Raw genomic sequence first — 23,745 nt, forward strand, 5'->3', positions numbered from 1 at the left:
AAGAAGAATAAAAAAGGAGGGCTTTACTCTACATGCCGCAATGCAAAATAACAAGCTAAAAAGCGCATTAGCTCATACCGATTGCGCATATGGAAATAACCAATCCATGCAGTCCGGCGCGCATGGGCAGCCACTTGCCGGCCACCCCGAGAGTGGCCGTAGGGGCTGCGCTTACGCTCAGCAGGAGACCCAGCGCAAGGCGACGCGGGGACGATCCAGCAGGCTCATGCAATGACAATCGAGGCCAATACCGGCCGCATACAGCAATTGTTGCGCCGCACAGACAAGTGGCAGGCGTTCGCGCTCCCAGGCGGGCACGTCAAACGCCTGATAGTGGTATTTCAAGCTCTTGGTGGGACGGTTCAGGGCCAGTTTCAGGCGCTCGCCACCCTGGCGGAAATCGATCGTCAAGGTTTGAGATTTCAACCAGGCAATATCGATACCTTGCCCGCCCTCTTCCACCGCATCGAAATGCAGCACGCCGCCATACGCGGGGAAGGCCAGGCTGGCTTCGCCGCGCCACGCAAATTGCTGGCCAGCCTTTTCCAGGCCGGGAATGCCAGCGTCACTCTTGTCGCGCATGCCAGCCAGGTCATCGAGCTTGGGCGTCAGGTACAACCGGTCGCGGTGGCGCCGCACATGGCATTCGGGATGCGTCACCAGTAGTTGCGCATCGGGCCGCGCTTCCAGCAATTGCGCCAGCATTTCCGCCAGCCACGCCGTCGACGGCATGCGCAAGCCGCGCGTGCTGAACCAGTGACGCAGCAAGTTGTAGCAGCGGTCCGTGCTTAACTCACGCAATTTCGCCAGTTCGATGCAATCGCCGTCGAGGCAAGCGGCCAGATCCTGCGTCGCCAGTTCCGTCAGCAGGCGCTGCGCCGATTGCGCATGCTGGGCGCTGCGGGCGAAACGCTCCTGGAAACCGGGAAATGCCTGCGCCAGCACGGGCATCACCTGGTGCCGCAAGGCATTGCGGGCAAAGTGAGGATCGTCGTTCGATTCATCGTGGATATGCGCTATCGCATGCTTCGCCACGTACGCTTCGAGCTGCTTGCGCGACACGGGCAGCAAGGGACGCGCCATCACCAGGTCCGGGTTGCCCAGCAGCTCGGGCGCGCTGTTGGCACCATCCATGCCGGACAAGCCCGCCGTGCCGGAGCCGCGCAGCAATTGCAGCAGCACCGTCTCGGCCTGGTCATCCTGGTGATGGGCCGTCAGCAGCAAGCGCACGCCGTGCGTGGCGCACAGCTCGCCCAGGGCGGCATAACGGCGCTTGCGGGCGGCTTCTTCCGTGCCCGTCTTCGCCTTCTTTTCCAGGATCACCTTGCGCGCTTCGAAGGCGATGCCCATGGCGGCGCACAACTGCTCGCAATGCGCCAGCCAGGCATCCGCATTCGGGCTCAGACCGTGGTGCACGTGAAACGCGTGCAGGGCCACGCCGTGTTCTTGCGCCCAAGCATGCGCCAGGTGCAGCAGGGCCGAGGAATCGAGGCCGCCGCTGAGGGCGATACCCACCCCGCTGCCGGATGGCGGCGCACAGGCGTCCAGCGCGCTGGCAAAGATATCGGCGACGGTGGCGGTTTGTTGCTTTTTCAATGTGGACTCCGGGAATGCAAAGAGGGACAGGCGGCTAAACGGATGGTGTCGTTTAGCGGACTGTCCCTGGAAATACTTATTCATTGCAGGCGAAAATCAGGGGCCAGACCCGACGGGACTCAGCGTCCCCGTCTAACCCCAGCATTTTGCTGCGTAGCCAATAACGCTTACTCGCTCGGGGTGGTTTCCTTGAACTTGCCGTAGCTCAGCAGTTTTTCATGACGTGCGGCCAGCAGATCCTTGGTTTTCATGCCATGGAACTGGCGCAGGGTGTCGGCCAAGGCGCGCTTGAGCAAGGTGGCCATCTGTTTCGGATCGCGGTGGGCGCCGCCCAGCGGCTCATTGATGATCTTGTCGATCAGGCCCATGGCTTTCAGGCGGTGGGCAGTCAGACCCAGCGCCTCGGCCGCGTCGGAGGCGCGCTCGGCGCTCTTCCACAGGATGGAGGCGCAGCCTTCCGGCGAAATCACGGCATAGGTCGAGTATTGCAGCATCAGCACGGCATCGCCCACGGCAATGGCCAGCGCGCCGCCGGAACCGCCTTCACCGATGATGGTGGCGATCAGCGGCACTTTCAGTTCAGCCATCACGTACAGGTTGTGGCCGATGGCTTCCGACTGGCCGCGCTCTTCCGCATCGATACCGGGGAAGGCGCCTGGCGTGTCGACGAAGGTGAAGATGGGCAAGTTGAACTTTTCAGCCACTTTCATCAGGCGCATGGCCTTGCGGTAGCCTTCCGGTTTCGGCATGCCGAAATTGCGCATGGCGCGCTCTTTCGTGTCGCGGCCCTTCTGATGGCCGATGACCATGCACGGCTGGCCGTTGAAGCGGGCCAGGCCGCCCACGACGGACAGATCGTCGGCGTAGCTGCGGTCGCCATGCAATTCGTGGAAATCGGTAAAGATTTCATTCACGTAATCCATGGTGTAGGGCCGCTGGGGGTGGCGCGCGATCTGCGCCACTTGCCAAGGCGTCAGCTTGGCGTAGATATCCTTGGTCAGTTGCTGGCTCTTCTTGGCCAGGCGGTCGATCTCTTCCGAGATGTCGACGGCCGAATCGTCTTGCACGAAGCGCAATTCTTCAATCTTGGAATCGAGTTCCGCGATCGGCTGTTCAAAATTGAGGAAAGTCGTTTTAGTCATTGTACCTCCAGGTTTTACCGGCCACGGCGCCAGGGCGCGCGGCGTCATCTATGTTTATTTTACCGTACCGGCTGCTGCGCCGGGGACTGCATCGGGTGAGGCAGGGGCAGCTGCAGGGTCGAGACTGCGCCACAAATACCACGTCGCCACGGTGCGCCACGGTTCCCAATTGGCGGAAACTTCGCGCGCATCGCTGCGAGAAACGGGTTCGCCGGAGAAATAATTGACGCTGATACCCTGGATCAAACCGGGGTCGTCGAGCGGCAAGACATTCGGCCGTAGCAGATTAAATATCAGAAACATCTCGGCTGTCCAGCGGCCGATGCCGCGGATTTGCACCAGTTCGGCGATGACGGCTTCGTCATCCATCTGGTCCCACTGGCTGGCGTGCACACGCTTGGCCTTGAAATGGTCGGCCAGGTCGAGGATGTACTCGGTCTTGCGTTTGGACAAGCCGCAGGCGGACAGTTGCTCGGCGCCCGCCTTCAATACTTGTGAAGGCGTGCATTTCGGGCAAGCCAGCAGCAGCTTTTTCCAGGCAGCATCCGCCGCCTTGGGCGTGATCTGCTGGCCCACCAGCGAACGGGCCAGGGTGGTAAACGGGTCGCTGTGGCCGACCAGGTGCAGGTCGCCAAATTGCGGGATGAGCTTTTTCATGATGCGGTCGCGCTTCATCAGCTCGATCTTCGCCTCTTCCCAGTAGGCCGGCACCTGGATCACTGCTGCCGTGGCCGTCATGCTGGTGGCTTCCCCGTTTTCCCTGGACGTTGGCATCATGCCCGGCGCCAGTTCGTCGAGCCGTCAGGCTTGTCTTCGAGAATAATGCCTGCCGCCAACAGTTCAGCCCGGATCTTGTCGGACTGAGCAAAGTCGCGCGCCTTTTTCGCCGCGCTGCGCGCCGCGATGGCCGCTTCGATGCCAGCCGCCTCATCCTGGCCGCCGGCGGCAGCGCCAACGGTTGCCTGCAGGAATTGCTGCGGCGTGCGTTCGAGCAAGCCGAATACGCCCGCCAGGCCCTTCAATTGACGCGCCAGGGCCGGCGACTTGCTCTTGTTGACTTCCGTCGCCAGGTCAAACAGGGCGGCCACGGCCAGCGGTGTGTTGAAATCGTCATCCATGGCTTCGGCCACGCGGGCGGCATGCGCTTCGCTCCAGTCGATGGCGCCCTCTTCCACCACCACGTCGGCCAGCGCCGTGTACAAGCGCGTGAGCGACAGGCGAGCATCATCGAGGTGCACGTCCGAATAATTGAGGGGGCTGCGGTAGTGCGCGCGCAGGATAAAGAAGCGGATCACTTCGGCATCGAACTTTTGCAGCACTTCGCGGATGGTAAAGAAATTGCCCAAGGACTTGGACATTTTTTCATTGTCCAGGCGCACGAAGCCATTATGGATCCAGTAATTCACGCTGGTGTGGCCGAACGCGCCTTCGGATTGGGCGATCTCGTTTTCGTGGTGCGGAAATTGCAAGTCCGCGCCACCGCCGTGGATGTCGAACTGTTCACCGAGCAAGGCGCACGACATGGCCGAGCACTCGATATGCCAGCCCGGGCGGCCCTTGCCCCACTTCGTATCCCATTTGACTTCGTCCGGCTCGGACTCTTTCGACGACTTCCACAGCACGAAGTCGAGCGGATCGCGCTTGCCCGTGTTCACGTCGACGCGCTCGCCCGCACGCAGGTCGTCGAGCGACTTGCCCGATAGCTTGCCGTAGCTGGGGAAGTTGCGCACGGCGTAATTGACGTCGCCATCGGCGCCCTGGTAAGCCAGGCCCTTCGCTTCCAGCTGCTCGATCAGGCGCACCATCTGTGGCACGTATTCAGTGGCGCGCGGCGTGTGATCGGGCGTCAAAATGCCCAGCGCGGCCGTGTCTTCATCCATGTACTGGGTGAAACGCGATGTCAGCTGGGAAATCGTTTCGCCGTTTTCCACTGCGCGGCGGATGATCTTGTCGTCGATGTCCGTAATATTGCGCACATAGGTGACGTCGAAACCGGAGGCTTTCAGCCAGCGGTAGATGACGTCGAACGCCATCATCATGCGCGCATGGCCGATATGGCAATAATCGTAGATGGTCATGCCGCAAACGTACATGCGTACCTTGCCCGCTTCCATCGGGACGAATACCTGCTTCTCGCGAGCCAGGGTGTTGTAAATCTTTAGATTGCTCATCGTACTTTGCAAGTGGAGCGGCCGCCAGCCTGGCAAAACGACAGACAGGCGCGGACACCGGGGGTGCCGCGCCACTGAACTGCCGTGTGCGCCAAGGCTGGTCGAGCCGCTATAGTGTTGTTCTTGTTTGTTAGAATTAGGGCGTTAGCGGTCAAGTATAACATTGATAAAAACCATACTGGCCCGATATGAATCAGGTTTTTACGATGTTCAACCGAATTTTCAGTTCTTTACAATTAAAGCAAGTTTAGAGAAAAATAACGATCAAGGACAACTTCATGCAAGAAATCAAATCGAAACGCCTGTCTTTCCTGGCCCGCTTTTGCACCCTGTTTGCCGGTCTCACCCTGGGCAGCGCCGTCGTGGCAGCCGCGCCAGCCAGCCCTGCGGCTACCCTCGACCCCACGCCGCACGTGGCCCTGAAAACCAGCCTGGGCGAGATCGTGCTGGAACTGGACCAGGAAAAAGCGCCCCAAAGCGTGGCCAATTTCTTGCGGTATGTCAAAAGCGGTTACTACAAGGGCACCGTGTTTCACCGCGTGATCGATGGCTTCATGATACAAGGCGGCGGCTTCGACAAGAACATGAAGCAGAAAGCGACAAAAGCGCCGATCAAGAATGAAGCGCAAAACGGCTTGCAGAACGTGACCTACAGCATCGCCATGGCGCGCACGGGCGACCCGCATTCGGCCACGTCGCAGTTCTTCATCAACGTGAACAATAACGGCGCGCTCGACTACCCTGGCCGCGACGGCTTCGGCTACACGGTGTTCGGCAAAGTCGTCAGCGGCATGGACGTGGTCGACAAGATCAAGGCCGTGCCCGTTGCCGACAAGGGACCGCACCAGAACGTGCCGGTCACTCCCGTGGTGATCGAATCGGCGACTTTACTCAAATCAGCGCCCGCAAAACTGTAAAATAGCGTTTTTGCGGCCCTGAACCACGGGGGCCGTCGAATCATTCTTCATCTAATTTATTAAGGATCATCATGACCTCCGTCATCATCACCACCAATCTGGGCAAGATCACCGCTGAACTGGACGCCGAAAAAGCGCCGAAAACGGTTGCCAACTTCCTGGCCTACATGAAAGCCGGTCACTACGACAACACGATTTTCCACCGCGTCATCGACGGCTTCATGATTCAGGGCGGCGGTTTCGAGCCAGGCATGAAACAAAAGCCTGCCGATACCACCGTGGAAAACGAAGCCAAGAACGGCTTGAAAAACGATACCTACACCCTGGCCATGGCCCGCACGTCGGACCCGCACTCGGCATCGGCCCAGTTCTTTATCAACATCAAGAACAACAGCTTCCTCGACTACCCAGGCCAGGACGGCTGGGGCTACGCCGTGTTCGGTAAAGTTACCGATGGCAAAGAAGTCGTCGACGCCATCCGCGCCGTGAAAACCTCGCGCGCCGGCATGTTCGCCGACGTGCCAGTGACCGATGTCATCATCGAAAAAGTCGAAGCCGCTTAATCAGGCTCTGGCATCATGAACAACAGGCATTGCAGCGTTTGCGCCTCTCCATGCACTTCACTTTTTGGGAGCGTTGAACGATGACAATGCCTGCCGCACTCTTTATTTCCGACCTGCATCTGCAGAGCTCGCACCCGCGCACCAGCGCGGCGTTTCTTTCTTTCCTGGAACACCATGCGCAATATGCGCAAGCGCTGTATCTATTAGGCGACCTATTCGAATACTGGGCCGGCGACGATGACCTGGAAGACCCGTTCAATGCACGCATGACGGCTGCCATCCGCGCGGTCAGCGATGCTGGCGTGCACGTCTACTGGATCGCCGGCAACCGCGATTTTCTCGTCGGCTCCGGCTTTGCCGCCGCCGCCGGCGCCACCCTGCTCAGCGAACCGCACGTGGCGGCGATTGCCGACCAGCGCATCGTCTTGCTGCATGGCGACGCCGAATGCACGAACGATGTCAAATACATGGAGTTTCGCGCCATGGTGCGCCAGCCCGCCTGGCAAAGACAGTTCCTGTCCATGCCGCTGGCGCAGCGCAAGGCCATCATAGCCGGTTTGCGCAAAAGCAGCCGCGAGCACAATGGCGCAAAAGCCATGGACATCATGGATGTCACACCCGACGCGGTAGCGCAAGTATTTGCCGAACATGCCAGTGCCGTGATGATCCACGGCCATACGCACCGCCCTGCCGTGCATAAAGTCGGCCAGACCTTGCGCTATGTCCTGCCCGACTGGGAATGCGACGTGACGCCGCCGGAACAGCCGCGCGGCGGCTGGATCGCCATCGATGCGCGCGGCAACATCACGCGCCACGATCTCAGCGGCAACATCATCGACTAGCCCTGCGCCGACCGCCCCACGGGCGTTTGTCTGACAGCTGCGCCCGCCAAGCTTTGCTGTAATGGTGGCATGACCACGCCCTTTTCCACGCCCTTGATCGGCACGGCCGGCTGGAGCATTTCCAGCGCCGCTGCCAGCCACTTCCCCCTTGATGGCAGTCATCTGCAGCGCTACGCCCAGGTGCTGGACTGCGTCGAAATCAATAGTTCCTTTTACCGCCCGCACCAGCCCGCCACTTACGCGCGCTGGGCCGCCAGCGTGCCTGAGCATTTCCGCTTCAGCGTGAAATTGCCGCGCAGCATCACGCACGAACGGCGTTTGCGCGATAGCGCGGCCGAGCTGGATCGCTTTGCTGGGGAAGCCTTGCAACTGGGAACAAAACTGGGCTGCGTGCTGGTGCAGTTGCCGCCCAGCCTGCATTTCGAGGCAGAGGTGGCCGCCGTATTTTTCCATGCGCTGCGCCAGCGCTTCGACGGCATGCTCGCGTGCGAAGCGCGCCACGCCAGCTGGTTCGACGCGCAGGCCACCGAACTACTGATACAACAAAGCATCACGCGCGTGCGCGCCGATCCGCCAGCCGGCCAGGCGGGCCCGCATGTACCGACCACGGACCTGGCGTACCTGCGTCTGCATGGCAGCCCGAAAATCTACTGCTCGGACTACACCGCCGAGTATCTGGCCAGCCTGGCCATCTCCTTGCGCACGCAGGCACAGGCCGATAGCTGGTGCATCTTCGACAACACGGCAGCAAATGCCGCCCTGTTCAATGCGCTGGACCTGCGGCGGCGGCTTGCCTGAAAGAATGCTTGCATTCCCTACTCTTAGTGTTATAGTTAACTACAACACCGAATCAACAAAACACCAAGGAGTCACTATGCCCTCAGCACTACTCTCGCGCCGCGTCGCCCTGTCTCTATCGGAGCGCATCCCATGAGCGCGGAATGGAATGACAATAGCCCCATCTACCGCCAGCTCAAGGCCAGGGTGGTGGGCATGATGCTCGATGGCGTGCTGCAGTCCGGCGACGCCCTGCCTTCGGTGCGCCAGGTGGCGGCCGACTATCAATTGAATCCCATCACGGTCTCGCGCGCCTATCAGGAACTGGTCGACGATGCCCTGGTGGAAAAACGCAGAGGACTCGGTATGTATGTCTTGGAAGGCGCCCGCGACAAATTGCTGGCCAGTGAACGCGAACGCTTCATGCGCGAAGAATGGCCGGCGATGCTGGAACGCATCACGCAACTGGGCCTGAACCTCGATCAACTGCTGCAAGCGAGCCGCGACAGTGGCGCACACGGAGAGAGCGCATGAATGCATTGAACAACGATAGCGTCATCAGCGCTCGGGGCCTGCGCAAGCAGTATGGCAAACAGGTGGCCATTGATGGCATCAGCTTTGACATCGCGCCGGGGCGCATCGTCGGCTTGATCGGGCCTAACGGTTCCGGCAAGACCACCACGCTGAAAGCCATCCTCGGCCTGACGGGCTTCGACGGTGAGTTGTCGGTGCTGGGGCGCGATCCTCGCGTGCAGCGCGACGCGCTGATGGACGATGTGTGTTTCATCGCCGACGTGGCCATCCTGCCGGGCTGGCTGCGCGTGGCCGACGCCATCGATTTCGTTGCCGGCGTGCATCCACGTTTTGATCGCAGCAAGGCCGAACGCTACCTGGCCCACACCAAGCTGGCGCCGAAGATGAAGGTCAAGGCCATGTCGAAGGGCATGGTGGTGCAGCTGCACCTGGCGCTGGTGATGGCCATCGACGCCAAACTGCTGGTGCTCGACGAGCCCACCCTGGGCCTCGACATCCTGTACCGCAAGCAGTTTTACCAGAACCTGCTGGAAGACTATTTCGACGAAAACAAGACCATCGTCATCACCACGCACCAGATCGAGGAAGTGGAACATATCCTCAGCGACCTGATGTTCATTCGCGACGGCAAGATTGTGCTGGCTTCGACCATGGAAGAGGTGGGCGAGCGCTACATCGAGGTGATGGTGGGCCCGCAACACCTCAATCCAGCGCGCGCCCTGCAGCCGATCAGCGAACGCAGCGTGTTTGGCAAGTCGGTGATGCTGTTCGACGGCGTCGCTCGCACCCAGCTGGCTGCCCTGGGCGAAGTACGCACGCCCAGCCTGGCTGACCTGTTTGTCGCGACCATGAAAGGATCGTACCAATGAGCATTTCCCCTGCAAACAAGATGCAATGGCTGCTCCGGCGTGAATTGTGGGAACACAAGGGCATGCTGGTGTGGACGCCGGCCCTGATCGGCATCGTCATGACGCTGCTGGGCGCCCTGATGGCGGCCGCGACCGTTGCAAAGAGCAAAATGCACACGGCGCTCATCGTCAATGGCGAAGAAATTTCCTGGAGCACCGTCTTCAATACCCGCACCTTCGGCCCGCGCCGTACGGAAATCATCGATGCCGTCGCCAACAACTATACATATGCGGCCGCGCCGCTGTTCCTGGCGCTGGGCTTCCTGGTATTTTTCTATTGCCTGAGCGCCCTGCATGACGACCGCCGCGACCGAAGCGTACTGTTCTGGAAATCGCTGCCCGTCTCGGATGCGCAAACGGTGCTGTCGAAAGCGGCCATCGCCCTGCTGGTCGCGCCGCTCATCGTGGCGGCCGCCGCCAGCCTGACTTCGCTGGCCCTGATCCTGATCCTGAGCGGCGTGCTGGCGGCCAACGGCATCCACGTGTTTGTCGATTTGCTTGGTTCTCCCGGGCTATACCTGGGACCGCTGCGCGTGTTCGGCTTGCTGCCCGTGTATTGCCTGTGGGCCTTGCCGACGGTGGGCTGGCTGCTGATGGTATCGAGCTGGGCCAAGTCGAAAGTCTTCCTGTGGGCAGTCGGCGTGCCCTTGCTGCTGCTCATCCTGACGGTCTGGGCCGGCAAGCTGACGCAGACGGAAAGCGACGTCAACTGGATACAGATGAATGTCATCGGACGCGCGCTGCTGGGCACTCTCCCCGGCAGCTGGTATCTGTTCGAACCGGAACTGCTGCCGCGCATGCACGCCCTGGCAGAGGGGGGGTCGCACATGACACGCATCGATGTGTTCAGCAATTCCTGGTCCAGCCTGGCCATGCCAGCCGTCTGGCTGGGCGCAGCGGCAGGCGCGGCGCTGATATACGCTGCCATCCGGTTGCGCCGCTGGCGCGAAGAAGACTGACAAGCACACGATCCCTGCCTCATCAAAAAACGCCCCGCCCGTCGGGGCGTTTTCCATTTTTTGCCCCATTCGGCCACCTGAAATAATAACTATTCTCCTGATAGTTATTATCAGACCATCTCCGCATCAAATAAAGGCTACTCAATCGATAGCACCAAATAGATATAATAATTGCAAAAAATTATTTATATAGAATCGTATTAGCCATCACATTACATCAACAAAAAACAAAAAAACCACAACTAGCAATTCGATAGCGAGACGGCTTTTTGGATGAAAGGCGCAGAAATACTGGAAAACGGCAGCAGATTCAGCCGGAACAGCCTATTTCGTGACAATTCGTGACTATTCCCTCCTGCAAAGCTAGGCAGAATAAAGCCATATTGAGTGATCAAAATGGAATTTATAGTTTCAAAATTGAAACTATCCTCAGAGTGACAGCAGGTCTTACCTTCATGTAAAGACCGCGTCCTGACAGTAGATATCGCCCGAAGGACCCATTCGAGGCGAAAAAATACGCGCAAACGTAGCCACAAAAAAACAAATGCAAAAATAACATTTTTCATATTACTGAAGAGCGCCAGCGATTTTTTTCCAGTTATGTTTTACTTGCCACTATCAACAACGGCGACACCAAAGTTCAACCACGGCCCAAGCCATGCCGGAGTAAGTAAGGAAACGAATTACATTATTAATTTTTTAATATTTTAAAAAATTGAACGAATATATGCCAACTTCCGGAGACATTAAAATGGCCACCACCCAAAATCCAGCTCCAGCTCCCGTCAATGCCGAAGGCGCTGCCACCAAGATCGCGACGCCTGCAAAAAAAGCCGCCAATCCGAAAAACGGCGACCGCAAGCAGTATGACGACGACGAACTCATACAAGGAGCCGATGCCAGCCAGACCATGCCGCCTGAAAATGTCGTCGAAGTCACGGGAAGCGCCGATAGCGGCAATGCCGGCGCCCTGGGCGCGGCAGCTGCGGTGGCTGCAGCCGCCTTGGCTGCAGGTAGCGGTGGCGCGGCCGCAGGCCAGGCCGGTAACGCCAGCGCCGATCCCGGCACGCAGCAAAGCGATAACAACGGTGGCGCTGCAGGCGCCACGGGCGCGGGTGCAGGCGCCGCCGGGATTCCCAGCGGCAGTGTCGTGGATGTCGCCGGCGCCTCGGCTGGTGCGGGTGCCGGAGCAGGTGCCGGCGCTGCGGGTGGCCTGGGCGGCCTTGGCGTGCTGGGTGCGCTCGGCGGCCTTGGTCTGGTTGGCGCTGCGGCAGGCGGTGGCGGCGGAGGCGGCGCCGCGGCCGGCGGTTCGGGCACGGGCGGCACAGGCACGGGCGGCACTGGCACAGGTGGCACAGGTGGCACAGGTGGTACTGGCACGGGCGGCACGGGGACGGGTGGATCGACCGGCGGCCAGGGTACGGGCGGTACCGGTGGCACGGGCGGTACCGATGGCACAGGCGGCACAGGCGGCACAGGCGGCACCGGTGGTACGGGCGGCACCGGTGGCACCGGTGGCACGGGCAACCAATCCACCACCATCATCGTCACCGACGCGGCAATATTGGCCGCCGCGGCGGCCGCAGCAGCCACGGCCAATGCCCTGGCCGATGACGCCAGCGCCGCCGCGGCAGCGGCTACGGCAGCAGCTTCTCTGGCAGCGGCGAATGCCGCCCTCCTGGCCGACCAGCTGGCGGCACAGGCCGCAGCAGCAGCGGCAGCAGCCTTGCTCGCTGCAAATAACGCCACCAACGACGATACGCTGGCGGCCAGCACGGCCGCCGCCGTACCCGGCGCGCAAGCGGCCGCTACCGCCGCCACGAATGACGACAACGCGGCCGCTGCGGCTGCCGCTACCGCCGCCATCTCCCAGGCCGCCACCACGTCGGCGCAAAACGACGATGCGGCTGCCGTCACGGCCGCCGCCGCCGCCGCCGCCGCGCACGCCGCTGCCGATGCGGCACAAACGCAAGCGGACCAGACCAACGCTCCGGCATTGCAAGCCATCGCCGATGCAGCCGACGTGGTCGCGACCGCAGCCGACACCCAGGCAGCGCTGACCGATGCGGCGGCGCTGGCTGTCAACTCAGCCAATGACGCCGCCGCAGCTGCCGCCGCCACGGCGCTGGCCAATGCCACGGACGCCGCCGCGCTGGACCTGGCGGCAACGGCCGCCGCCAACGCCGCCGTCGCGGCCGGCATCCAGGCCGGCCTGACCGATGCCGCCGCCCTGGCCATCATTTCCGATGCGGATGCCGCCAATGCCGCCGCAGCCGCCAGCGTGGCCGCCACCACCGATGCCGCCGCCCTGACCGCCGCCTCGAATGCGGCCGCTACCGCGGCAGCGAATGCAGCGGCAGCCGCCAATGCCAGCGACGCCGCGGCACTGGGCATCGCCGCCACCGCCGCAGCGAATGCCGCCGCCGCGGCCAGTACGCAAGCGGGTCTGACCGATGCCGTCGCCTTGACCATGGCAGCGGACGCCGCTGCCGGCGTTGCCGCCCAGGACGCTGCCATCGCCAACGCCACCGACGCCGTCGCCCTGCAGGCTGCCGCCGACGCGGCCGCGACGAACGCCGCTAATGCACAGACACAGGCGAACATGACGGACGCGCCCACCCTGGGCCTGATCGCCGACGCAGCCACCCTGGCGTCGGATGCGGCACAGGCACAGGCCAACCTGACCGATGCGGCTGCGCTGGCCCTGATTTCCGATGCCGACGCTGCTGCTGCGGCAGCCGCCGCCTTGGCCGCCAGTAGCGATGCCGCCGCGCTCGACGCCGCAGCAGCCCTTGCCGCCACCGTGGCGGCGAATGCCGTCGTCACCGCCAACCTGAGCGACGCTGCCGCCCTGCAAATCACGGCCGATGCGGCTGCCAGCACATCCGTGAGCGCCGCCGCGCAAGCGGCATTGACGGACGCCGCCGCCCTGCAATTGATTTCCGACGCCGATGCCGCCGCCGCGCTGGCAGCGCAAACGACGGCTAACCAGACGGATGCGGCCGCCTTGGCCGCTGCCGACGCAGCCGCCGCCAGCGATGCCGCCAATGCCCAGATAGTTGCCGACCAGACCGATGTCGTTGCCCTGCAGCAAGCAGCCGACCAGGCGGATGCCGATGCGGCTGCCGCCAATACACAAGCCAGCCTGCTGGACGTTAATGTTGCCCTGAATGCATTCAATCTGGCCAACCTCGCCGCCCTTGCCGCCAACGTCACGGCCGGCCAGACCAGCGTCATCGCCCTGACGGCTACCGTCAATGCCTTGCAGCTCGGTGCCGATGGCGCCGATGCCGATGCCGCCCTGTTCGATGCCACCATCCTTGCCGGGATCTCCACCGCCGATGCATTGACGGCGGCCGGCCTGCAAACCATCGCCGGTGCGACTGATGCCGTCGCGCTCGCCGCCGCCGCCGCTGCCGCCGTCTCGGCGGCGGAAACGGCCGCCCTGCTGGGCGGCAACGACATCTCGGCCGTCAGCGCCGCAGCCGCGGCACAGGCCGCAGCTACTGCCGCCGCTGCCACAGCCGCACTGACCGATGCCGGTGCGCTGGGCATCATCTCCACTGCCGACGCCGCCGCTCAAATTGCCGCCCAGACGGCTGTCGCCAGCTTGACGGCCGCCAATACGCTGGCGCAAAACGCGCTGACGACGGCACAATTAGTTGCCAACCAGACCGATGCCGTGGCCCTGGGCCTGGTGTCGTCGGCCGCCGACGCGGCTGCGGCTGCGGCCGTCACGAACGCTGGCCAGACCGACGCCATCGCGCTGAGCCTCATCTCGAATGCCGATGCGCTGGTCGCGACCTCCGCCGCCAACCTGGCGGCGTTGACGGATGCCACAGCGCTGGGACTCATTTCCACGGCCGACGCGACCGACGCAAACGTATTGCAGGCAACGGCCAACCTGACGGATGCCGCCGCCCTGGGCCTGCTCGCCACGGCCGCTGCCACCGCCGCCAATACAGCGACGAACGTTGCCAACCTGACCGATGCGGTGGCCCTGGGCACGCTCTCGGCAGCCGCAAACACCGCTGCCAATACGGCCGCCGCCACGGCAGCGCTGACAGACGCGACGGCATTGGGCCTGGTTGCCACGGCCGACGCGACAGCCGCTGCCGCCCTGCAAACGACGGCCAACCTGACCGACGCCGTGGCACTGGGCCTCGTGTCGACGGCGGCCAACACGGCCGCCAGCACCGCTGCCGCCGTCGCCAACCTGACGGATGCCGTGGCCCTGGGCACCGTCTCGACAGCCGCCACGGCCGCCGCCAACACAGCCGCCGCCACGGCCGCCCTGACGGACGCCGTGGCCCTGGGCTTGACGGCCACCGTCGATGCAGCTGCCGCCACCGCCGCACAGACGACGGCCAACCTGACGGACGCCGTCGCCCTGGGCCTGGCAGCGACCGCGAATGCCACCGCCGCCACGGCGGCGGCCACCGTTGCAGGCCTCACCGATGCCGTCCTGCTGGGCACCGCCCACACGCTCGACGTCACGGCCGCCACCGTGGCAGCCACCAAGGCCGCCTTGACGGATGCCGCCGCCCTGACCACCATCGCCAACAACGACGCCGCCAATGCGGCCGCCCTGGCTGCCTATTCCACGGCCCATCCGCTCGACTTGGTGGCGGCGCTGGCGGCTACCGTCGCCGCCACCACGGCCGGCTTGTCGAACACCGCTGCCCTGGCGGCGCAAGCGGACGACGCGGCGGCCGCCTCGACAGCCGCCACGGCTGCTGCATCCCTGACCGCCCTGAACAATGCGCTCGCGGCCGACAATGCCGCCACCGCCGCCGCCACCCTGGCCCTTACGTCCCAGGCAGCAGCCACGGCGGCGCAGCTGGACGACACGCTCGCGGCAACTGCCGCTGGCGTGGCTGCCACCTCGCTGGCAGCGGCCCAGGCGGCGCAGGCAGCCGATACAGCCGCCGCCGCGACGGCAGCGACGGCGGCCAATGCCCTGGCAGCCCTGAATGCGGCCTTGCAGGCGGACGCGAATGCGGCCGCCACGGCCGCCGCCGCCGTGACGGCGAGCGCAGCCACTGCCGCCGCCGTCGCCGACGATCTGGCGGCTGCGACGGCCGCCACCGTCGCCAACGTCTCGCACGCGGCCGCTCAAGCGGCGCAACTGGCCGACAGTGCCGCCGCCAGCGCCGCCACCATCGCCGCCAACGCGCTAACCTCCCTGAATGCGGCCCTGGCCGACGATGCGGCGGCCGCTGCGGCTGTACTGAACTCCACCAATGCAACGGCGGCCGCCGTCGCCGCTACCGCCGCCGACACCGCCGCCGCGGCAGCCGCCGCCGTGGCCGCCATTTCGGCCGCCGCCACGCAGCACGCGCAAGCGGATGATATCGCCGCTGCCGCCGCCGCCCTGACGGCATCCATCTCGCTGGCAGCCACCCAGGCCGCCCAGGCCGCCGATCTCGCCGTCGGCACGACCGCGGCAGCGGCGGCGAGCGCGCTGGCGGCGCTGAACCAGGCCCTGGCCGACGACAGCGCTGCCGCGGCAGCCAGCACGGCGGCCAGCAACGCACAAGCGGCCCTGAATGCCGCCACGGCAACACTCAATGCGGCAATCTTGACTGCCAGCGCCTCGCTCGCCGCCACCAATGCCGCCCTGGGTGCCGACGCCACGGCGGCCAGCACGGCGGCCGCTGCAGCCGCCGCACAAGTCCTTGCCGATGCCGCGCTGGCGGCCGATGCAGGGCTGGCCGCGCTCGCGACGGCAGCCAACAATGCACTGGCAGCAGCCAGCGCGGCGCTGGCCGCCGACGATGCCGCCGCCAATGCCGCGCACACGGCCGCGCTCTCGGCGGCCGCGACGCTGGCGGCACAACTGGCCGACACGGCTGCCCTCAATGCCCATGCCGCGCTGAACGCGGCCATCGCCAACCTGAACGCCGCCGTGACGGCCGATACCAACGCCACGGATGCCGACAATGACAAAACGCTGAAACTGAATCTCCTCCTCGCCGCCCAGGGATCGGCCGATGACGCTGCCCAGGCCAATGCCAATGCGGCGGCCGCCCATGCGGCGCTGGCTGCAGCCCAGGCAGACGATGCGGCGGCGGCCACCGCTGCCGCGAACGCGATCGCAGCACATACTGCGGCGGTCGCGGCGCAAAATGCCGATGCAGCAGCGGCAGCGGCAGCGGCGCAAGCGGCAACTTCGCTGGCCGCCACGCTCAATGCCCAGGCAGACGATGCCACGGCGGCCGCGGCCGCCACGGCTGCGGCAAATGCGCAACTGGCGCTGGACGCAGCCCTGGCAGCCGACGCCAACGTCGCCGCCACCGCCGCTGCGGCAGCCGCCGCCCAACTGGCGGCGCAAAACGCGCATGACGCCGATGCAGCGGCAGCGGCAGCGGCCGTCGCGGCAGCAATTACCCTGGCAGCCACGCAAGCGGCGCAGGCCGATGACGCGGCAGCCGCGCTGGCAGCGGCCAACGCCGCCAACGCTCAGGCTGCGCACGACGCCGCCGTCGCCGACGACCAGGCCGCAGCGGATGCGGCCGCCACCGCAGCGCTGGCGCAAACGGCTGCCACGGCAGCGGCAGCCGCCGATGCCGCCGCCACAGCCAGCGCCGCCGCAGCGGCAGCGTCACTGCTGGCCGCCCAGGCGGCGCAGGCCGACGACACGGCCGCCAACCAGGCAGCGGCCAATGCCGCCTCCGCCACCGCCGCGCACACGGCCGCCATCGCCGCCGACGCCCTGGCCGTCAGCACGGCGGCAACGGCTGCCAGCGCCCTGGCAGCGGCCACCGCTGCACAGAACGACGACGATGCCGCCGCAGCTGCGGCGGCCACTGCCGCCATCTCGCTGGCACTCACGCAGGCGGCTCAGGCGGACGATACGGCTGCAGCGGCAGCCACCCTCAACGCCAACAACGCGGCGGCGGCCGCGCTGGCCGCCCATGCCGCCGATGCGGCCGCACCGCTGGCGCAGGCGCAGGCAGCCGCTTCCCTGCTGGCCCTGCAAGCAGCCCAAGCCGATGACGCCGCCGCCGCCAGCGCAGCGGCAGCAGCGGCGCAGGCGCATGCCAATGCCAACGCAGCGCAGGCGGACGACGCGGCGGCGGCCCAGGCCAATGCCGATGCGCAGGCGGCCGACATCGCCCTGGCGCAGGCAAACGCACTCGCCGCGCAAACCGACGCCAGCGCCCTGGCGCTTATATCGAATGCGGACGCGGCCCACGCCGCCGCCGTGCAAGCCATCGCAGACCAGACCGATGCCGTGGCCCTCACCCAGGCCGCCGATGCGGCAGCGGCAGCGGCGCTGGCAGCGGCGCAGACGGCCGCCCAGACCGACGCCAACGCCCTGCACCTGGCCGCCGATGCGGCGGCGGCCGCCGCCGCATCGGCGCAAGCGCAGGCGAACCTGACGGACGCCAGTGCGCTGACGGTAGCGGCGAATGCCGATGCCGCCGCAGCGGCGGCATCCCAGGCGCAGGCCGACCTGACGGACGCCAACCAGCTGTTCGTACTGAGCCAGAATGCCCTGCACAACCCGCTGACGGTAGCCGACTTCCACACCGGATTGCCAGCGGCGGGCGGCGACGTGATCGACATGTCGGCCATCGCCGACCTGACGGCAGCGGTGGCCGTGGGCGTCAATCTGAGCACGGACTTTGGCAACGACAACCTGTTCATCTTCGACGGCACATCCGTGTCGATCGGCGCGGCGGCCAGCGCCATCGCGGCCGACAGCAGCGTCTTGTCGGGCCAGGGCTACATCGTCATCGCCGATGCGCAAAACAGCGGCGCCGTGACGGTGTATCACTCAAGCGACCTGAGCAACGCCAACGCCATCGACACGGCGCTGGTACTGCTGAGCGGGGTGAACATCACGCAACTGACGGCGGCCAACTTCGTCGTCTGAGGCAGGGCACCCACGCCAGGCGTCGCGCCTGGCACGGCAGCGGGAGCGCAAAACAGCGCGCTCCCGCCACACCTTGAAATGCGTCAGGCCTAGTGCCGGAAAAATACGGGATGAGATTACGCGGTTTCCCAGCAATATCCTCACTGCCAGGCATCGCGGCCTTGCTGGCGGCCGTGGCCATGGCATCGGTATCCTCTTTCGCCAGCGCCCAGGGTGCCACCGCCTGGACCTTCGACCAGATCTTGCAGCAAGCGTTGCAAAGCCATCCGGCCGTCCAGGGCAAGCGCTCCGCACAGGCGGCTGCACGGGCCGAGCTCGATGGCGCGCAATGGCAGCGCTTTCCCAGCCTGTCGGCCGAAGTGCCCACCGGTTCGCAGGAAACAGGCGGCGTGGTACGCATCGAGCAGCCCCTGTGGAGCGGTGGCCGCATTGACGCCGGCATCGATGCCGCCGGCAGCCGGGTCGACGCAGCTGGGGCGGCCATCGAGGAAGAACGCCTGACCCTCTCCCTGCGCGTGATTGCCGCCTATACCGAGGCGCTGCGCCAGACGGCGCGCGTACGCTCGGCCGAAGAGGGCTTGGCGGAGCACCAGCGCCTGCTGGACATGATCAAACGCCGCGTGGTGCAGTCGGTCAGTTCGCAAACGGACCAGCGCCTGGCCGAATCGCGCAGCTACCAGGCGGCCAACGACGTGTCGAATGCACGCCAGGCGCTGGAAAACGCCCTGGCGCAGCTGTCGCAACTGGCCGGCAAGCCCGTGCGCCTCGTCAGCAGCACCGGCATCGGCGTGGGCGAACCGCGGCCCGACGCCAGCCTGGAACGGGTCATGCGCCAGGCCATAGCCTACTCCCCTACCCTGCAACGCCTCGATTTCGAGGCGCAGGCAGCCGATTCCGACATCACCCTGCAGCGCTCGGCCTACATGCCGAAAGTCGTGCTGCGCATGGAAAAGCCCACGGGCGGCATCAATGCCGACAATCGTACGCGCGCCATGCTGGTGCTGCAGGCGCAGCCGGGCGCCGGCCTGTCGGCCAAGGCTGGCGTGGACGCAGCCGTCGCCAAACGCGAAGGCGCGCGCGCCGCGCACGATGCGGCCGAACGCGACGTGCGCGAGCGTTTTACGCTGGACTGGAACGAGGCCGAGGCCAGCCGCCAGCGCCTGGGCAATGCGGGCGAGGCCAGCACCACATCGACGCAGGTGTTCGAATCGTATGCGCGCCAGTACGTGATCGGGCGCAAGACCTGGAACGATGTGCTCAACGCAGTGCGCGAAGCGACCCAGGCGCAGTTTTCACTGGAAGACACGCGCGCGCAGGCGATTGCCGCCAGCCTGCGCCTGGCCGCGCAAACGGGCACGCTGGCCGGGCGCACGGCGCCGGCAGGCCTGGCACGCCCGAATTGACACCGAATTGACACCGACATGATGCCAACAGGAGACAGCGTGGATACCTCCATCAAACATGGCTTGCTGACACTCATCGAACGCGCCGCGCGCCTGACGGGCCAGCACCTGCCTGCCGCCCGCCTGGCCGACCTGCAGCGCCAGCTCGATGACATCGATGGCAATGGCGCCCCTGGCGTAGTGCTCACCACCGCGTGGCAGGCGGGGGGGCTGGAAGGCGCGGCGCGCCTGCTGCACGAACCGACGCCGGGCGAGCTGCCATTCGCCGTCTACAGTGCCAGCACGGGCTGGGGCTTGCTGCAGTCGCGCGGTGCCGACGGCGCCTGGCGCGGCGAAGGCGTCGATGGCCGCGCCTTGCAATTGGCCTCGCTGGCCGGCCTGGCCTGCGTGGGCCTGCCCCGCCGCAGCGAGAAAAACGGTGCCCGCCCCGGTGCACTCGGCCTGGTGCGCAATGCCCTGTGGCTGAAAAAGAGCGTATTTGTCGACGCCGTGCTGGCCACGGCGCTGGTGACCCTGCTGACCATGGCCACCTCGCTGTTCTCCATGCAGGTGTACGACCGCGTCATCCCGAACCAGAGCTTCAGCACCCTGTGGGTGCTGGTGGTGGGCGTAGCCCTGTCGATCGGCCTGGAATTCATCCTCAAGCAGGTGCGCAGCCGCATCGTCGACCATTCGTGCAACGATGTCGACCATGAACTGTCCGAGTGGTTTTTCCAGCGCATGCTGGGCATCCGCATGGAGGCGCGTCCCGCTTCCGTCGGCACCCTGGCGGCGCAAGTGAAAGGCTTCGAGATGGTGCGCGGCGTGCTCACCTCGACGTCCCTGTTCGTGCTGACGGACGTGCCCTTCGCGCTGATTTTCCTGGCCATGATCACCATCATCGGCGGCTCGCTGGTGGTGGTGCCGCTGGTGGCCCTGCCGCTGGCCCTCGTGTGCGGACTGATGTTCCAGCGCGCCATCCAGGCCCACACGCGCAAGAACCTCAATGCCAGCAACCGCAAGGCGGGCTTGCTGGTGGAAGCCGTCGATGGCGTGGAAACGCTCAAGGGCAGCAGCGCCGAATGGATGATGCAGGCGCGCTGGGCCGAACTGGTGGCCGAGACCAGCCACGCGGAGCAGAATATCCGCGACTATGCGGCCCTGTCGCAAAACATCACGGCCGCCTTCCAGCAACTGACCAACGTGGCGCTGATCTCCATGGGCGCGTGGTTCGTGGCGGAAAACCAGATGACCATGGGCGCGCTGATGGCCTGCACCATCATCAGCAACCGCGCCCTGATGCCCATCGTGCAACTGCCAGCCGTGATGGTGCAGTGGGCGCATGCGCGCGCCTCGATCGACGGCCTGGAACAGGTCATCAGCCTGCCCAACGAGGCCGACAATGCGCAATTCGCGCTGACGCCGCGCAGCCTCGATACGGGCTTGCGCTTCGAACGCATCCGCTTTACGTATGGCGGCGCGCAAAAGGTGGCGCTGGAAGTGGAAAGCCTGGCTATCCGCCCCGGCGAGCGCGTCGGCCTGGTGGGCGCCATCGGCTCGGGCAAGAGCACCCTGCTGAAACTGGCCTCGGGCCTGTACCAGCCGGCCGAAGGTAAAGCCTACCTGGGCGACGTCGACATGGCCCTGCTGGCGCCGGCCGTGGTGCGCGAAATGATCGGCTACCTGCCGCAGGAAACGCGGCTGTTCAGCGGCAGCCTGCGCGACAACCTGCTGCTGGGACTGGCCGACCCGGGCGAAGAAGCGATCCTGGCTGCGGCAAAACGCACGGGCCTGATCGAACTGATACTGGGCCAGCCGCGGGGACTGGCACTGGCCATTACCGAAGGCGGACGGGGCGTCTCGGGCGGCCAGCGCCAGCTGATCGCCGTCACGCGCCTGCTGCTGGCCAAGCCGCGCATCTGGCTGCTCGACGAACCCACTGGCGCCATGGATGCGAAGACGGAATCGCGCATCGTCGGGCTGCTCGGTGAACTGGCAGCCGAAGGCGTGACCATGGTCGCCACCACGCACAAGAACGCCCTCTTGCCCCTGCTCGACCGCCTGGTGGTGCTGCAGGCGGGCCGAGTGCTGCTCGACGGGCCGCGCGATGCCGTGCTGGCCAAGCTGTCGGGCAAGCCGCAGGCGGTGCCCACGCCGGTAGCCGCCACTGCGCCAATGACGCAAGGGGCCGTGGCATGAAACTCGCCAAAGTGGAAACGCGGGAAGAAGCCAAACGGGGCCGGGTGCTGATCTGGAGCTGCACGGCGGCGCTGGCTTGTGTCATCGCCTGGGCTTCGTGGGCGGAGCTGGACCAGGTCACGCGCGCCAACGGCCAGGTGATCGCCAGTTCGCGCAACCAGATCATCCAGGTGGCCGATGGCGGGGTGCTGGCAGAACTGCGCGTGCATGAAGGCAGCGTGGTGAAAAAGGGAGAACTACTGGCGCGCTTCGACCGCACGCGGGCCGAGACGAGCTACCTGGAAAGCACGGCCAAGGCGGCAGGACTGAAGGCGACCGTGGCGCGCCTGCAGGCGGAAGTGTTTGGCGGCGCGCCCAGGTTCCCGCCAGAACTGCAGGCTTATCCCGATTTCCGCACCAACCAGTTGGCCCTGTTCAGCAAGCGCCAGGGCGCCGTGCAGGCCGAAGTGGGCGCGCTGGACAGCGCCATGAAGCTGATCAGGGAGGAGCTGGAAATGAATCTGCCGCTGCTGGAAACGGGGGACGTCAGCCGCGCCGAAGTACTGAAACTGCGGCGGCAGGTGGTCGACATCCAGGCGCAGATCACCAACCGGCGCAACAAATACCTGCAGGACAGCCAGACGGACCTGGTGAAAGCCCAGGAAGACCTGGCCGGCGTGCTGCAGACGGTGACGCAGCGCAAGGAGCAGCTGGGCTCGACGGACATTTACGCGCCCACCGACGGCATCGTGCGCAATGTGCGGCTCACCACCCTGGGCGGCGTGGCCAAGCCGGGCGAGGAAATCCTCCAGATCGTGCCCACAGACGACGACCTGATCATCGAGGCAAAAGTAAAACCGGCCGACATCGCCTTCATCAAGCCCGGCCTGCCCACGGCCGTCAAGCTCGACGCCTACGACTACGGCATCTACGGTCGCCTGCGCGGCACCGTCAGCTACATCAGCGCCGATACCTTGAGCGAGGACAACAAGGGCAACGAACAGCCCTACTACCGCGTGCAGATCAAGACCAGCGGGCGCAAGCTGATGGGCAAGAATGGCGAGCCGATCCTGATCCAGCCGGGCATGACGGCTACCGTGGAAATCAATACGGGACGCAAAACTGTCTTGCGCTATCTGACGAAACCGATCACCAAGACGTTTTCGGAATCGATGGGGGAGCGGTGATGTAAAGCGCGATCGGCTACTTCAAGTGGCCCGCTTCAACTGGCCGGTTTCAATTGACCAATGACGCTGGCCACCTTGGCGGTAATCATGTCGACCGCGGGGCCATTGGCACCATGCGGCAAAATGACATCGGCATTGCGCTTGGTGGGCTCGATGAATTGCTTGTGCATCGGGCGTACGGTTTCCAGATACTGCTCGATGACGCTCTCCACCGAGCGCCCGCGTTCAGTAATATCCCTTTGCATGCGGCGAATGAAGCGCACGTCGGAGGCGGTGTCGACAAAGATCTTCAGCGACATCATGTCGCGCAAGTCCGCGTCATACAAGGCAAACAGGCCCTCGATCACGATCACCGGGGCCGGCTTGACCAGAATGGTCCTGCTGGAGCGATTGTGCAGCGTGAAGTCGTACTCCGGCATCTCGATGGCTTTGCCGTTGCGCAATGCCTGGATGTGCTGGACCAGCAATGGCCATTCGAACGCCTGCGGATGGTCGTAATTCTGCTGGCGGCGGACTTCAGGGGACAGGTGCGTCTGGTCGCAGTAGTAATCGTCCTGTATCACGACGGAGACCATGTCGGCACCAAACGACGCCAGCACTTGCTGGGATACGGTGGACTTGCCACTGCCGCTTCCGCCAGCGACACCAATAACAAACGGTTGGAAGGAAATATTATTCATGCCGAATGATACCGGAAACGGGGCCGA

The 23,745-nt window shown here is 64.8% G+C and carries 16 protein-coding genes; 11 read left to right on the plus strand and 5 right to left on the minus strand.

Features of this window, described 5'->3' with window-relative positions:
• Window positions 1–177: 177 nt before the first annotated feature.
• The 4 genes from tilS to cysS all read right to left on the minus strand — a co-directional run bounded on the left by tilS (window position 178) and on the right by cysS (window position 4,909).
• The gene (gene tilS / locus ACQ4WZ_RS13045) at window positions 178–1,596 is read right to left on the minus strand and encodes a tRNA lysidine(34) synthetase TilS (RefSeq protein WP_436573617.1); all 1,419 of its coding nucleotides are present in this window, start codon (window positions 1,594–1,596) and stop codon (window positions 178–180) included.
• A gap of 167 nt (window positions 1,597–1,763) precedes the next feature.
• Window positions 1,764–2,738 (minus strand): acetyl-CoA carboxylase carboxyltransferase subunit alpha, encoded by a 975-nt coding sequence (locus tag ACQ4WZ_RS13050; RefSeq protein ID WP_034756951.1) that lies wholly within the window; start codon window positions 2,736–2,738, stop codon window positions 1,764–1,766.
• Window positions 2,739–2,792: 54 nt separating this feature from the next.
• Window positions 2,793–3,476, minus strand: coding sequence for a DNA-3-methyladenine glycosylase family protein (locus tag ACQ4WZ_RS13055; protein WP_436573891.1), 684 nt, complete (start codon window positions 3,474–3,476; stop codon window positions 2,793–2,795).
• A 35-nt stretch (window positions 3,477–3,511) separates the two neighbouring features.
• The gene (gene cysS, locus ACQ4WZ_RS13060) at window positions 3,512–4,909 is read right to left on the minus strand and encodes a cysteine--tRNA ligase (protein WP_101480581.1); all 1,398 of its coding nucleotides are present in this window, start codon (window positions 4,907–4,909) and stop codon (window positions 3,512–3,514) included.
• 278 nt (window positions 4,910–5,187) lie between these two features.
• Here cysS and ACQ4WZ_RS13065 point away from each other — a divergent pair, with 278 nt between their 5' ends.
• From ACQ4WZ_RS13065 to ACQ4WZ_RS13115, 11 genes are all read left to right on the plus strand, one after another.
• A complete protein-coding gene (locus tag ACQ4WZ_RS13065) occupies window positions 5,188–5,826 on the plus strand; it encodes a peptidylprolyl isomerase (protein WP_101480580.1) in 639 nt (212 codons plus the stop codon).
• Window positions 5,827–5,897: 71 nt separating this feature from the next.
• Window positions 5,898–6,389, plus strand: a complete 492-nt coding sequence (locus ACQ4WZ_RS13070; protein ID WP_071326571.1) for a peptidylprolyl isomerase — start codon at window positions 5,898–5,900, stop codon at window positions 6,387–6,389.
• 86 nt (window positions 6,390–6,475) lie between these two features.
• Complete coding sequence (locus ACQ4WZ_RS13075; protein WP_436573618.1) at window positions 6,476–7,231, plus strand: UDP-2,3-diacylglucosamine diphosphatase; 756 nt, start codon at window positions 6,476–6,478, stop codon at window positions 7,229–7,231.
• 69 nt (window positions 7,232–7,300) lie between these two features.
• Window positions 7,301–8,029: a DUF72 domain-containing protein gene (locus ACQ4WZ_RS13080; protein ID WP_436573619.1), complete on the plus strand. Its 729-nt coding sequence runs from the start codon at window positions 7,301–7,303 to the stop codon at window positions 8,027–8,029.
• Window positions 8,030–8,161: 132 nt separating this feature from the next.
• Complete coding sequence (locus ACQ4WZ_RS13085) at window positions 8,162–8,542, plus strand: GntR family transcriptional regulator (protein WP_436573620.1); 381 nt, start codon at window positions 8,162–8,164, stop codon at window positions 8,540–8,542.
• Entirely contained in the window at window positions 8,539–9,411 is an 873-nt protein-coding gene (locus ACQ4WZ_RS13090; RefSeq protein ID WP_101480576.1) for an ABC transporter ATP-binding protein, read from the plus strand. Before ACQ4WZ_RS13085 ends, ACQ4WZ_RS13090 begins: the two co-directional genes overlap by 4 nt.
• The gene (locus ACQ4WZ_RS13095; RefSeq protein ID WP_133992515.1) at window positions 9,408–10,409 is read left to right on the plus strand and encodes a hypothetical protein; all 1,002 of its coding nucleotides are present in this window, start codon (window positions 9,408–9,410) and stop codon (window positions 10,407–10,409) included. Before ACQ4WZ_RS13090 ends, ACQ4WZ_RS13095 begins: the two co-directional genes overlap by 4 nt.
• A 751-nt stretch (window positions 10,410–11,160) precedes the next feature.
• On the plus strand, window positions 11,161–18,291 hold the full coding sequence (locus ACQ4WZ_RS13100; protein ID WP_436573621.1) for a hypothetical protein: 7,131 nt from the start codon (window positions 11,161–11,163) through the stop codon (window positions 18,289–18,291).
• A gap of 179 nt (window positions 18,292–18,470) precedes the next feature.
• Window positions 18,471–19,694: a TolC family protein gene (locus ACQ4WZ_RS13105; RefSeq protein ID WP_436573622.1), complete on the plus strand. Its 1,224-nt coding sequence runs from the start codon at window positions 18,471–18,473 to the stop codon at window positions 19,692–19,694.
• 39 nt (window positions 19,695–19,733) lie between these two features.
• Window positions 19,734–21,872 (plus strand): ATP-binding cassette domain-containing protein, encoded by a 2,139-nt coding sequence (locus tag ACQ4WZ_RS13110; RefSeq protein WP_436573623.1) that lies wholly within the window; start codon window positions 19,734–19,736, stop codon window positions 21,870–21,872.
• Window positions 21,869–23,038 (plus strand): HlyD family type I secretion periplasmic adaptor subunit, encoded by a 1,170-nt coding sequence (locus ACQ4WZ_RS13115; RefSeq protein ID WP_133992519.1) that lies wholly within the window; start codon window positions 21,869–21,871, stop codon window positions 23,036–23,038. Before ACQ4WZ_RS13110 ends, ACQ4WZ_RS13115 begins: the two co-directional genes overlap by 4 nt.
• Before the next feature lie 35 nt (window positions 23,039–23,073).
• Here the strand turns inward: ACQ4WZ_RS13115 and udk are convergent, their stop codons facing one another.
• Window positions 23,074–23,718 carry a uridine kinase gene (gene udk, locus ACQ4WZ_RS13120; protein WP_436573624.1) on the minus strand — a complete coding sequence of 215 codons (645 nt, stop codon included), beginning with the start codon at window positions 23,716–23,718 and terminating at the stop codon, window positions 23,074–23,076.
• Window positions 23,719–23,745: the final 27 nt, after the last annotated feature.

It is taken from the genome of Janthinobacterium darwini (assembly GCF_051380905.1).
GTDB lineage: Bacteria > Pseudomonadota > Gammaproteobacteria > Burkholderiales > Burkholderiaceae_D > Janthinobacterium.